Origin of the sequence: Mycetocola sp. (genome assembly GCF_025464835.1) — a bacterium.
Classification (GTDB): domain Bacteria; phylum Actinomycetota; class Actinomycetes; order Actinomycetales; family Microbacteriaceae; genus Mycetocola_A.
The window spans coordinates 1-11,931 of record NZ_JAODMP010000029.1 but is presented as its reverse complement, the minus strand read 5'-3'; the positions used below and the strand labels follow the sequence as shown (position 1 = coordinate 11,931).

Sequence of the window (11,931 nt, the reverse complement as noted above, 5' to 3'; positions counted from 1 at the left end):
GATTATAGAACATCGGGCAGTAGAGAACCCTGAGCGCGGGCAACCCCGAAGTGGGCGAACGCCTCCGGTGTCGCCATCCGGCCGCGGGGGGTGCGGGTGATGAGCCCGATCCGGACGAGGAACGGTTCGACGACGCTCTCCACGGTTTCCGCTTCCTCACCGACGGAGACGGCGAGGGTGTTGAGCCCAACGGGGCCTCCCCCGAACCTGGTCAGCATGATTTCCATCACCGCGCGGTCGAGGCGGTCAAGCCCAAGCTCATCGACGTCGTACAGGTGAAGTGCTGCACGGACGGAGGCCTTGTCGGCGTCTGCGCCGTGGACGAGGACATAGTCGCGTACCCGGCGCAGCAGCCGGTTCGCGATGCGTGGAGTGCCGCGGCATCGGCCGGCGATCTCAGCGAGGGCGTTGTCGTCGATCGGGAAGTTGAGCATCCGCGCCGCGCGTTGCAGCACCTGCTCCAGTTCGGGGGCGTCGTAGAACTCGAGGTGGGCGGTGAAGCCGAAGCGGTCACGGAGCGGGTTCGGAAGCAGCCCCGAGCGCGTGGTCGCGCCGACGAGAGTGAATGGTGCCAGATCGAGTGGCACTGAGGTGGCTCCCTGGCCCTTGCCGACCATGATGTCGATCCGGAAGTCCTCCATCGCCAGGTAGAGCATCTCCTCGGCGGATCGCGCCATCCGGTGGATTTCATCGATGAAGAGGACCTCGCCGGGGACGAGGCTGGAGAGCACAGCCGCGAGGTCGCCGGCGTGCTGGATCGCCGGGCCGCTCGACATCCGCAGCGGTTTCTGGCTCTCATGCGCGACGATCATGGCGAGGGTCGTCTTGCCGAGGCCCGGGGGGCCGGCCAGCAGGATGTGGTCGGCTGTGCGGCCCTGAAGAGCCGCCGCCCGCAGCAGAAGTTCGAGCTGACCGCGAACCTTGGTCTGACCGACGAATTCACCGAGACTCTGAGGGCGCAGGGCGCCCTCGAACACCAGCTCGGCGTCCGACTGCGGTGCCGGATCGGTGAGGTCAAGGTCGAGGTCGCTCATGCGCGGGCCGAGGATGCTGTGCTGTGCTGGGCCGGGCCCAGCTGGGCGAGGGCGAGGCGCAGGAGCGTCTGCACGGGGAACGCGGCGGCATCCGGGGTCGAGGAGATCACGGTGGCGACAGCGTCCGCGGCGATCTTCTCGGTCCAGCCGAGCCCGACGAGAGCGACGACAACCTGGTCGCCGGTTGGGGTGACCGCGGTTCGCGCGGCTGGTTCGACGTGGGCGATGAGCTTGCCTGCGAGGGAGACGACGATGAGTTTCGCTGTCTTGGGACCGATACCCGACACCTTGCGGAAGGCTCCGTCGTCTTCTGCGGCGACCGCGGTTGCGATCTGCCCGGGGCCGAGCACGGAGAGCACGCCGAGAGCCGATTTCGGGCCGACCCCGGTAACCCCGGTGAGCAGTTCGAACACGGCCAGTTGTTCGCGGGTCTCGAAGCCGAACAGGCTCAGCGAGTCCTCTCGGACGATGAAGGAGGTGTGGACAAATGCCTGGTCGCCGACGCGGAGGGCGAGAGCGTGCTCGGGGGTCACCTGGACGGCGTAGCCGATTCCCCCGACCTCGAGGACGACGTTCCCGCCGACGGCTGAAAGCACTGTTCCACGTACGCTTGAGATCACTGTGCCAGCCTACGTCGGGCATCCGACAGAGCAGGGATCGCCACGCTGCCCTTGGCCTACTTCCGGCGGCGCCCGTGGGGCAGGGGGACGGCGAGTGGCGAATACCGCTGTGCCCCGTCGATGTCGCGGTCGCGGCCGCGGCCGCGGTCGATGTGGTTGAGTTGCGTTGCCAACAATGGTCGTATTTGCGAGGCGGTTTCACGCCGTTTGTGGCGACGCAGGGAGCGGTACGGCCGTTTGTGGCAATGCAACGAGCGCCACTCGTCCCCAACGCTCAACGGCGCCCGGGACTGTGCCGTTTGTTCATCCGGCGCATACGACGGGATCGCGCCGGATTCTCCGGCATTCGGGGCGGATGAAGCATCCCGCGGACCGTGGCGTTGGTTCATCCGTCGGAGACGCCGGGATCGCGCCGCGTTTTTCGACATCCGGGGCGGATGAACGCGCCGCCGGGGCCAGGCGTTGGTTCATCCGTCGGACGCCGGGCTCAGGGGTGCGTGCGGGCGCAGAGCGGCGGGCGACGGCATCGTGTGCCGAGGGTGTGGTCCGGCGCCCATGGGCGCCGGTACACGATGTCGCCACCCGCCGTCCTGACAACTACCATCCGCCGCCTCACAACGACCTGTTGCCGCCCGTCGTCACAGCGACCTGTTGCCGTGCGTCGTCTCGACGGCCTGTTGCCGTGCGTCGTCACGACACCCTGTTGCCGTGCGTCGTCACGACGGCCTGTTGCCGCGCGTCCTCACAACGACCGCCCGCCTACTTCACAGCTAACGCATGCCGCGCCGACGTCCGCACAACTACCTGCCGCCGCGGGCCGCTTTCTCGGCTTTCGCCCAGGCCTGTTGCGCCGGGGTGAGCGTCGTGGACGCTCCTCCAGCCGGCACGACTCCCCCGCGCCAGGCGTGACAGAGGGCGATGGCCAGTGCGTCTGCAGCGTCGGCGGGCTGGGGCGGTTCTGCGAGGCCGAGTACCCTGGCGACCATCGTCGCGACCTGCTTCTTGTCGGCTGACCCGTATCCGGTGATCGCTGCCTTCACCTCGGAAGGTGTGTGAAGCCCCACCCGGAGGTCGCGCTTCGCCGCGGCGTGCAGCGCGAGGCCCGACACCTGGGCAGTTCCCATCACTGTGCGGAGGTTGTGTTGAGCGAAAACCCGCTCGACGGCGACGGCGTTCGGCAGGAATTCGTCGAGCGCCTCGTCGATGCCACGCCCGACGACAAGGAGCCGCTGGTCGATCGGTGCGTCGATGTCGCTCCGGACCACCGAGTAGGAAACGAGCCGTGCCTTCCGGTTGGGTTCGACGTCGACGATCCCGATCCCACAGCGAGTGAGGCCGGGGTCGACACCGAGCACCCGGAGGGTCACCGCCTAGTCGTCCTGGGTCTGGAGCTCGGCCTGGACCTCTGGTGACAGGTCGTAGTTGCTGTAGATGTTCTGCACGTCGTCGGAGTCTTCGAGCGCATCGATGAGCTTGAAGATCTTGCGTGCGGTCTCGGCATCCACTTCGACCTTGAGGTTCGGCACGAAGGCCGCGTCGGCCGAGTCGTAGTCGATCCCCGCATCCTGCAGCGCTGTACGCGTGGCGACGAGGTCGGACGGCTCGGTGATCACCTCGAAGGTCTCCCCTTCGTTGACCACTTCTTCGGCGCCGGCGTCCAGGACGGCGGTGAGGACGTCGTCCTCCGTCGTGCCTGCCGCGGGAACGACGATGATGCCCTTGCGAGCGAAGTTGTATGCGACGCTTCCTGGGTCACCCATGGTTCCGCCGTTGCGGCTCATGATCGTGCGCACGTCTGCGGCTGCGCGGTTCTTGTTGTCGGTCAGACACTCGATGAGGAGCGCGACACCGTGTTGGGCGTAGCCCTCGTACATGATCGTGCTGTAGTTGACCGCTTCACCCGACAGACCCGCTCCACGCTTGACGGCGCGGTCGATGTTGTCGTTCGGCACGGAGGTCTTCTTCGCCTTCTGGATGGCGTCGACGAGGGTCGGGTTGCCTGACAGGTCCGCGCCGCCCATCTTCGCGGCGACCTCGATGTTCTTGATGAGCTTTGCGAACGCTTTGGCACGGCGCGAGTCAGTGATCGCCTTCTTGTGCTTCGTCGTCGCCCACTTGGAGTGTCCGGACAATGTGCTCCCTTACTGGATGTCTAACCGCCCCAGTCTAAATCACCCGGTACGTGTTTCCCGGGTTCAGTGTGCGTGTGCCCGAACCTTATCGAGGAAATAGGCGTGGAACCGGATGTCGCCGGTCACCTCTGGATGAAACGCCGTGCCAAGCAGGTTGCCCTGCTCCACGGCGACGACCTGGCCGTCGTCGAGGGAAGCGAGCCGGGTTGCCTGCGGTCCGACCTTCTCGACCACGGGCGCACGGATGAACACGGCGTGGACCGGCTCATCCCCCAGCGCCGGCACGTCGAGGTCCGTCTCGAAGGAGTCCAGCTGTGATCCGAACGCATTCCTGCGCACCGAGACATCCAGCCCACCGAGGGTCTGCTGCCCGGTGATGCCGTCGAGGATGCGATCGGCGAGCAGGATGAGTCCTGCGCACGTGCCGTAGACCGGAAGGCCGGAGGCGATCGCCTGTTTCAGGGGTTCGGCGAGGCCGAACGTCCTGGACAGCTTGTCCTGGACGCTCGACTCGCCGCCTGGAAGCACGAGCCCGTCGACGGCGGCTAGTTCCTCCGGCCGACGGACGTGGATGACATCCGCGCCAAGCTCGCGCAGGACGAGAGCGTGCTCACGGAAATCGCCCTGGAGTGCGAGCACCCCGACGTGAGGCTTGCTGCTACCAGCCACGTTCGGCGAGGCGGTGCGGTGCGGCGAGGTCGGAGACGTTGATGCCAACCATGGCTTCGCCGAGTCCCCGCGACACCTCCGCGATCACGCTGGGGTCATCGTAGAAGGTGGTCGCCTTGACGACGGCTGCTGCGCGCTTTTCGGGGTTGCCCGATTTGAAGATGCCGGAGCCGACGAAGACGCCGTCGGCGCCGAGCTGCATCATCATCGCGGCGTCGGCAGGAGTGGCGACACCACCGGCGGTGAAGAGAACGACGGGAAGCTTGCCGGTTTCGGCGATCTCCACAACCAGGTCATACGGCGCCTGCAGTTCCTTCGCGGCGACGTACAGCTCGTCTTTCGACATCGAGCTCAGCTGGGCGATCTCGCTCTTGATCTTGCGGATGTGCTTCGTCGCTTCGGAGACGTCGCCGGTTCCGGCTTCGCCCTTCGAGCGAATCATCGCTGCGCCTTCGTTGATGCGGCGGAGTGCCTCACCCAGGTTGGTCGCACCGCAGACGAACGGAACGTTGAAGCTCCACTTATCGATGTGGTTGACGTAGTCGGCCGGGCTCAACACCTCGGACTCGTCGATGTAGTCGACGTTCAGTGCCTGCAGGACCTGCGCTTCGACGAAGTGGCCGATGCGCGCCTTGGCCATCACCGGAATGGCGACCTCGGCGATGATCGACTCGATCAGGTCCGGGTCGCTCATGCGGGCGACGCCACCCTGGGAACGGATGTCGGCGGGGACGCGCTCGAGGGCCATGACGGCGACAGCGCCGGCGTCCTCGGCGATACGCGCTTGCTCGGCTGTGACGACGTCCATGATGACGCCGCCTTTCAGCATTTCTGCGAGACCGCGCTTGACGCGGTTGGAACCCTGTTCGCCGGTGTTGGTGCTGTTCGTCATAGTGTTTTCATCCTAGATCGTTGGAGAGGTGCGTGCCGTCGTGTGACGGCACAGGTTCAGGAGGTCGGCCAGGCGTCGGCGATGGCGGCGCGCACGTCGCCGAGCAATTGCGGCAGCGCCTTCGTTTTCGCGATGATCGGCAGGAAGTTGGCGTCCTGTGCCCACCGGGGCACGATGTGCTGGTGTAGATGCGCAGCGATGCCGGCTCCCGCGACGATTCCCTGGTTCATCCCGATGTTGAAGCCGTCGTTCTTCGACACCTTCCGCACGACCGTCATCGCGGTCTGGGTGAGAGCGCCGATCTCGGCCACTTCTTCCGGTGTTGCCTGATCGTAAGTCGGGATGTGGCGGTACGGGCAGACGAGGAGGTGGCCGCTGTTGTACGGGAACAGGTTGAGCAGTACGTACGCGTGCTTGCCGCGCGCGACGATGAGGCTATCCTCGTCGTCCATTTGCGGGGCATGACAGAACGGGCACTCGTCCTTGTCCGGTTGCTGACCGTGCTGGATGTAGACCAGCCGGTGCGGCGTCCACAACCGCTGGAACTCGTCGGGAACCCCGGCGAGGTGCGCTGCCGCCTCGACCGAGTCCGCGACGGGTGCCGCCTGCTCGTTCGGTTCCTGGTGGTCGTCGAGTCCTAGTCGAGCCATGCGGTTGACACCTGCGCATGGGTTGTGATGGACGACACGATCCGCTCGATCGCTTCGTCGACGGGGATGCCGTTGAGCTGGGTTCCGTCGCGGAACCGGAAGCTGACCGCACCGTTGGCGCGATCGTCCTCACCGGCGATGAGCTGGAAGGGGATCTTCGCTTTGGTGTGGGTGCGGATCTTCTTGGGCATCCGATCATCGCTGTGGTCGACCTGGACCCGGACTCCGTGCTTCTTCAGCCTGGCGGCGATGTTGTCGAGGTACGGGGCGTACTCCTCTGCGACCGGGATACCGATCGCCTGGATCGGCGACAGCCAGACCGGGAACGCGCCGGCGTAGTGTTCGAGCAGGATCGCGAAGAAACGCTCGACCGATCCAAGAAGCGCGCGGTGGATCATCGCCGGGCGCTGGCGGGTTCCGTCTGCCGCTGTGTACTCGAGTTCGAAGAGCTCCGGCTGGTTGAAGTCGAGCTGCACCGTCGACAGCTGCCACGTGCGGCCGATGGCATCGCGCGCCTGCACCGAAATCTTCGGGCCGTAGAACGCTGCTCCGCCTGGATCGTTGACAAGCTCGAGGCCTGAGTCGATGGCAACTTCACGAAGGGTCTGTGTGGCGCTCTCCCAGACCTCATCATCACCGACGAATTTCACGGGGTCCTTGGTTGAGAGCTCCAGGTAAAAGTCGTCGAGCCCGTAGCCGCGGAGCGTCTCAAGCACGAACTGCAGCTGGCGGCCGACCTCGTCCTTGATCTGGTCCTGCGTGACGTAAATGTGTGCGTCGTCCTGGGTGAGGCCGCGGACGCGCGTCAGCCCGGAGAGCGTTCCGCTCTTCTCGTAGCGGTAGACGGTGCCGAATTCGGCCAGCCGCAGCGGAAGTTCGCGGTAGCTTCGCCCGCGTGCACGGAAGATGAGGTTGTGCATCGGGCAGTTCATGGGCTTGAGGAAGTAGTCCTGGCCCGATTTCGTGACGTTGCCGTCGGCATCCCTCTCCTCGTCGATGTGCATCGGCGGAAACATGCCGTCGCGGTACCAGTTGAGGTGCTGGCTCGTCTCGAAGAGGTTGCTCTTGGTGATGTGAGGCGTGTTGACGAGTTCGTAGTCGTTCTCGATCAACTGTTCGCGCAGGTAGTTCTCGATCTCGGAACGGATGATGCCACCCTTGGGGTGGAACACGGCGAGGCCCGAGCCGATCTCGTCGGGGAAGCTGAACAGGTCGAGCTCTGCACCGAGCTTGCGGTGGTCCCGTTTCGCTGCCTCCTCGAGGCGCGACTGGTAAGCGCGCAGCTCATCCTTGGTCGGCCATGCCGTGCCGTAGATCCGCTGGAGCTGAGGGTTCTTCTCCGACCCCCGCCAGTATGCCGCCGCGACACGCGTCAACGCGTAACCGTTGCCGATCATCCTGGTGTTCGGCAGGTGCGGGCCGCGGCAGAGGTCCTTCCACTCGGTCTCGCCCGTCTTCGGGTTGACGTTGTCGTAGATGGTGAGCACAGCTCCCCCGACCTCGACGTTCTCGTTGTCGCCGCCGTCTGCGGATCCGCCCTTCAAGCCGATCAGCTCCAGCTTGAACGGTTCGTTGGCGAGCTCGTCGCGTGCTTCGTCCTCGGAGACCACGCGGCGGACGAACCGCTGCCCCTGCCGGATGATCCGGTCCATCTCCTTGGAGAGCGCCTTGAGGTCCTCGGGCGTGAATGACTCAGCCACCTGGAAGTCGTAGTAGAAGCCGTCGGTGATGGGCGGGCCGATGCCGAGTCGTGCGTCCGGGTTGACCCGCTGCACCGCCTGCGCGAGCACATGCGCTGCTGAGTGTCGCAGGATGCTGAGCCCGTCGGCGGAGTCGATCGTGACCGCCTCGACCTCGTCGGTGTCGGTGAGCGTGGTCGCGAGATCCTTCAACTCGCCGTTGACGCGCATCGCGACAACGGAACGGTCGGTAAATCTTTCGAATCCGTCAGACACCTGGTTTGCTCCTCTTGTAGTAAGACCCTCCAACTTTAGCGTCGTCGGGCATGGCACTCGTGCAGGTACCGTCGGGGCGCAGGCTGGCGCTCTAGAGTGGAGCATCCGACGATCAGAAGGAACTGCGACGTGCCCCTCTCTGCGAATTTCTCCCGCATCCGTGAAGCAGGCATCCGGATGACCGCTCCGGTGAAGGCGGAGGACCGGAGTTCATTCGTTTTCGGCGACCTGACCATGATCGTCCGGCGCTGGGATGCCGCGCCGGCGGCAGGCAACGGAACGTTCGTCCTGGTTCACGGCATCGGGATGTCATCGCGGTACTTCGAGCGACTGGCCGACGAACTCAGCCACCATGGCTCCGTCATCGCCGTCGACCTCCCCGGCTTCGGCTCGGCCCCTCGCCCGGATCGCCAGCTGACCATTGAAGCCGGAGCCGGACTCCTAGCCGAGTTCGTGCGTTCAGAGGGGCTAGGGGACGCAGTCCTCGTCGGGCATTCGATGGGGACCCAGTTCGTTGTCGAGACCGCCGCCGTGCATCCGACCCTGATCAGGGCGATCGTTCTTGCGGGTCCCGTTGTCGACGAGCGGGCGCCTCTGCCGTGGCAGCAGGGAATGCGTCTCGGTCGTGACATGCTCCGCGAGACGCCGCTGGCCAACTGGATTGTGGCGACCGACTACCTGCGCAGCGGCATCCGCTGGTATCTCACCGAGCTGCCGGTGATGCTCGGCTACCGAACTGAGGAGAGGCTGCCGCTTGTATCCGTTCCTGTGCTTGTGCTGCGCGGTGAACGTGACCCGATTGCCCCGCGGGGCTGGTCGGCCCGCCTCACCAGGACCGCCCTCGACGGCCGCCTGGTCGAGGTGCCCGGTGCCGCACACGTCGTGCAGCATAAGAAGGCTCACGAAGTGGCGCAGATCCTGGTCGAGTTCGCCGCAGAGATTGAGGCTACGGCGCCGACCTCTCCGTCGCGGTAGCCTCGGCCTTCGTAGCGGGGATTGCCGCGCGACTCACCCTCCTGGTCCGCAGGGGGTGAGCAGGCAACTCCGGGCCGTTCCACACCTTGACGATTGCCCAGGTGACCGCCGCGATGGGGACGGCGAGTACCGCGCCGGTGATGCCGCCGACGATCGTGCCGGCGGTGAGCGCCACGAGGATGACGAGCGGGTGGAGCTTGAGCGATTGCCCCATGACGATCGGCTGCAGGAAGTTTCCCTCGAGCTGGTTCACTCCGACCGCGATCGCGATAACGATCAGGGCAACGACAGGCCCGTTCTCGGTACCGACGAGAGCGACGAGGGCCGCCAGCACACTGGCGAGCGTTGCTCCGACGATCGGGATGAAACTGCTGAGGAAGACGATAACCGAGAGCGGGAGCGCGAGCGGCACCTGCAGGATGAACAGTCCGAGCCCGATGAAGAAGGCGTCAACGAAGGCGATGAGGGCTGTGCCGCGGACGTAACCGCCGAGCACGCGCACCGCGGTCCTGCCGATCCTCCGTCCCCGTTCGAGCCGCTCCCCACTGAACGGCTTGAGGAAGAAGTTCCACATCGCGTCGCCGTCCTTCAGGAAGAAGAACAGGATGACGACGGCGAGCACCAGCCCGGTGAGGATGTTCGCTGCCGCAGACACTCCGGCGAGCGCTCCCGAGCCGAACTGGCTGCTGGTGAGAAAGTCGATGACCGCGTCGCTGGCATCCTGGATCTGCTTGTCGTCGATCGGGAGGGGGCCCTCCTGCAGCCAGACGATCAGCTGGTCGACACCCTCGACAGCCCTGGTCGCGAGTTCGTCCCCCTGGTCCCGGACGGCGAAGACGATGAGGGTGACGACGCCGCCGAAGAAGGCGATTCCGGCGAGGAGGGCGACCCACGCCGCGACCAGGTTCGGCATGAAACGTCGGAGCCACCGGATGACCGGCGCTGCGGCTGCGGCGACGATGAGGGCAATGAGCACAGGGATGACCACGAGCTTCAACTGGATCATCCCGTAGACGACCACGGAGGCCAGCGTGATGATCAGGAGGATCTGTATGCTGCGGGTGCCGAGATGCCCGATCCGGTCAGTCCAGAGTCTGCGGATGGAGGGTCGTTCGCCTTCGGGTCGTTCTTCGATCTCTGCGCTCATTTGCCCAGACTAGTTAGTGCAGCCGTCTGCACGGGTAGGGTTGCGCGGCACGTTCGAATGGCGAAGGGCGCCGACACTCCCATCCGACGCTCTCTGTGGGCGTGTCGGCTCACGGTAATGGGCACGCGGGGCACGGTCAAGGTATCGACTCAAGGTCCCGGGGAGCGTAGTAAAGGGGCATGAAGGCACTCACCTGGCAAGGCAAACGCTCCCTCTCCGTCGAAACAGTCCCCGACCCGACGATCGAGAAACCCACGGATGTCGTCATCCGCGTCACCTCGACCGCCATCTGCGGTTCCGACCTCCACCTGTACGAGCTCTTCGGCCCGTTCCTCACCAAAGGCGACATACTCGGCCACGAGACGATGGGCGTCGTGGAAGAGGTCGGCTCCGCGGTCACCCGGCTCTCCCCCGGCGACCGGGTAGTGATCCCCTTCGTCATTGCCTGCGGCGACTGTTACATGTGCCAGCGTGGGCTCCACACCCAATGCGAGACTACTCAGAACACCGACGCCGGGACGGGCGCGGCGCTCTACGGCTATACGGAGCTGTACGGGTCGGTTCCGGGCGGGCAAGCTGAGCGGCTGCGTGTTCCGCTGGCCGACTTCAACGCCACGAAGGTCGGTCACGACCTGCCGGACGACCGATACCTCTTCCTCAGCGACATCCTGCCGACCGCGTGGCAGGGGGTGGTCTACGCCGATCTGCCTTCCGATGGCATCCTCACGGTGATGGGCCTCGGGCCGGTCGGCCAGTTCGTCGGCCGGATCGGCAAGCATCTGGGTCACCGCGTGCTCGCCGTCGAACCGGTACCGGAGCGACGGGAGATGGCCGAACGATACGGTATCGAGACGTTCGACCTGACCGACGACGTTGTCGAGCGGCTGCGTGATGCCACGGATGGGCGAGGAGCCGATTCGGTCGTCGAGGCGGTCGGTCTTGAAGCGCACGGCAGCCCGGGCGCCGCGTTTGCGCAGGGTGCCGTCGGGCTTCTGCCGGACGGTGTCGCGAAGAAGCTCATGGAAACGGCGGGCATCGACCGTCTGGCGGCGTTGTACAACTCCTTCGACTCGGTTCGCAGGGGCGGCACCGTCTCGCTGAGCGGCGTCTACGTCGGCGAAGCCGATCCACTGCCGATGAAGACGCTGTTCGACAAGCAGGTCAGCATCCGGATGGGGCAATGCAATGTGCAGCGTTGGCGGAGCGAACTGCTGCCGCTCGTCGAGGATCCGGCCGACCCGCTCGGCGTCGAGGACCTCGTCACCCACCGCGTTCCTCTCGAGAAGGCGCCCCAAATGTACGAAATGTTCCAAAAGAAGGAGAACGGCTGCATCAAGGTCGTGCTGAAGCCGTGACCCTCGCGTCGTCATCCGTTCCGGGCGCATACATCCCGCATGCTGGGTGTTCTCGTCCGAACGGATGATCCGGCCGTCCCCTAGAGCGTCTTCGCTGCCCCTCTGCACCACCGGCCAGGGCGAGGGTTCTTATGAGCCGTCCCAGCGCCCTTCTGGCCGACTAGCTTCACGTCGCAGCACTCGCTGGCGTCCCTGCGCGTTCCCGTGGCCGAGAAGGCCATCGTCAGGCCGGCTGTGCGGCTCTATTCGACCGACCGAGCCGGCAACAGCTCGATCGCCACACTTCTTGCAGCGAAGCCCGCTTGAGGTTCCGGGCGTTCAGCGAGATTGTTTCTGCGTCTACTGGGACCGGTGAGGTTGCGGGTATGTGGCACCGAGCCAGAGAACAACAAAAAAACCCCCGGAAATCCGGGGGTTTTTTCTTGTGAGCGATACTGGGATCGAACCAGCGACCTCTTCCGTGTCAGGGAAGCGCGCTACCGCTGCGCCAATCGCTCATGCT

General features: G+C 65.4%; 11 protein-coding genes and 1 tRNA gene. 2 read left to right on the top strand and 10 right to left on the bottom strand.

The window, feature by feature from the left end:
* Nucleotides 1–2 precede the first annotated feature (2 nt).
* From ruvB to thrS, 8 genes are all read right to left on the bottom strand, one after another.
* The gene (gene ruvB, locus JWP90_RS03895; RefSeq protein ID WP_297359914.1) at nt 3–1,034 is read right to left on the bottom strand and encodes a Holliday junction branch migration DNA helicase RuvB; all 1,032 of its coding nucleotides are present in this window, start codon (nt 1,032–1,034) and stop codon (nt 3–5) included.
* A complete protein-coding gene (gene ruvA, locus JWP90_RS03890) occupies nt 1,031–1,654 on the bottom strand; it encodes a Holliday junction branch migration protein RuvA (protein ID WP_297359912.1) in 624 nt (207 codons plus the stop codon). The genes ruvB and ruvA overlap by 4 nt, the downstream gene beginning before the upstream one ends.
* An 800-nt stretch (nt 1,655–2,454) precedes the next feature.
* A complete protein-coding gene (ruvC, locus tag JWP90_RS03885; protein ID WP_297359909.1) occupies nt 2,455–3,021 on the bottom strand; it encodes a crossover junction endodeoxyribonuclease RuvC in 567 nt (188 codons plus the stop codon).
* 3 nt (nt 3,022–3,024) lie between these two features.
* Nucleotides 3,025–3,786: a YebC/PmpR family DNA-binding transcriptional regulator gene (locus JWP90_RS03880; protein WP_297359906.1), complete on the bottom strand. Its 762-nt coding sequence runs from the start codon at nt 3,784–3,786 to the stop codon at nt 3,025–3,027.
* A 63-nt stretch (nt 3,787–3,849) separates the two neighbouring features.
* Entirely contained in the window at nt 3,850–4,455 is a 606-nt protein-coding gene (gene pdxT / locus JWP90_RS03875) for a pyridoxal 5'-phosphate synthase glutaminase subunit PdxT (protein WP_297359903.1), read from the bottom strand.
* Nucleotides 4,445–5,347 carry a pyridoxal 5'-phosphate synthase lyase subunit PdxS gene (gene pdxS / locus JWP90_RS03870; protein ID WP_297359900.1) on the bottom strand — a complete coding sequence of 301 codons (903 nt, stop codon included), beginning with the start codon at nt 5,345–5,347 and terminating at the stop codon, nt 4,445–4,447. Before pdxS ends, pdxT begins: the two co-directional genes overlap by 11 nt.
* Nucleotides 5,348–5,403: 56 nt before the next feature.
* On the bottom strand, nt 5,404–5,997 hold the full coding sequence (locus JWP90_RS03865) for an HIT domain-containing protein (protein ID WP_297359897.1): 594 nt from the start codon (nt 5,995–5,997) through the stop codon (nt 5,404–5,406).
* Nucleotides 5,985–7,907 carry a threonine--tRNA ligase gene (thrS, locus tag JWP90_RS03860; protein WP_297360080.1) on the bottom strand — a complete coding sequence of 641 codons (1,923 nt, stop codon included), beginning with the start codon at nt 7,905–7,907 and terminating at the stop codon, nt 5,985–5,987. The genes JWP90_RS03865 and thrS overlap by 13 nt, the downstream gene beginning before the upstream one ends.
* A 174-nt stretch (nt 7,908–8,081) precedes the next feature.
* On the opposite strand from thrS, the gene JWP90_RS03855 reads away from it, so the two are divergent.
* Nucleotides 8,082–8,927: an alpha/beta hydrolase gene (locus tag JWP90_RS03855; RefSeq protein WP_297359894.1), complete on the top strand. Its 846-nt coding sequence runs from the start codon at nt 8,082–8,084 to the stop codon at nt 8,925–8,927.
* On the opposite strand, the gene JWP90_RS03850 is transcribed toward JWP90_RS03855, so the two are convergent.
* A complete protein-coding gene (locus JWP90_RS03850) occupies nt 8,899–10,074 on the bottom strand; it encodes an AI-2E family transporter (protein ID WP_297359891.1) in 1,176 nt (391 codons plus the stop codon). The two genes, JWP90_RS03855 and JWP90_RS03850, sit on opposite strands and share 29 nt — an antisense overlap.
* Before the next feature lie 179 nt (nt 10,075–10,253).
* Between JWP90_RS03850 and JWP90_RS03845 the strand changes: the two genes are divergently transcribed.
* Nucleotides 10,254–11,429: an alcohol dehydrogenase catalytic domain-containing protein gene (locus JWP90_RS03845; protein ID WP_297359888.1), complete on the top strand. Its 1,176-nt coding sequence runs from the start codon at nt 10,254–10,256 to the stop codon at nt 11,427–11,429.
* A gap of 425 nt (nt 11,430–11,854) precedes the next feature.
* Here JWP90_RS03845 and JWP90_RS03840 read toward each other — a convergent pair.
* Nucleotides 11,855–11,926 (bottom strand) — tRNA-Val (locus JWP90_RS03840).
* Between the last annotated feature and the right edge of the window lie 5 nt (nt 11,927–11,931).

Coding starts and splice junctions, on each gene's coding strand:
- ruvB (WP_297359914.1), bottom strand. CDS start 1,034: ATGAGCGACCTCGACCTTGACCTCACCGATCCGGCACCGCAGTCGGAC.
- pdxS (WP_297359900.1), bottom strand. CDS start 5,347: ATGACGAACAGCACCAACACCGGCGAACAGGGTTCCAACCGCGTCAAG.
- JWP90_RS03865 (WP_297359897.1), bottom strand. CDS start 5,997: ATGGCTCGACTAGGACTCGACGACCACCAGGAACCGAACGAGCAGGCG.
- thrS (WP_297360080.1), bottom strand. CDS start 7,907: ATGCGCGTCAACGGCGAGTTGAAGGATCTCGCGACCACGCTCACCGAC.
- JWP90_RS03850 (WP_297359891.1), bottom strand. CDS start 10,074: ATGAGCGCAGAGATCGAAGAACGACCCGAAGGCGAACGACCCTCCATC.
- JWP90_RS03845 (WP_297359888.1), top strand. CDS start 10,254: ATGAAGGCACTCACCTGGCAAGGCAAACGCTCCCTCTCCGTCGAAACA.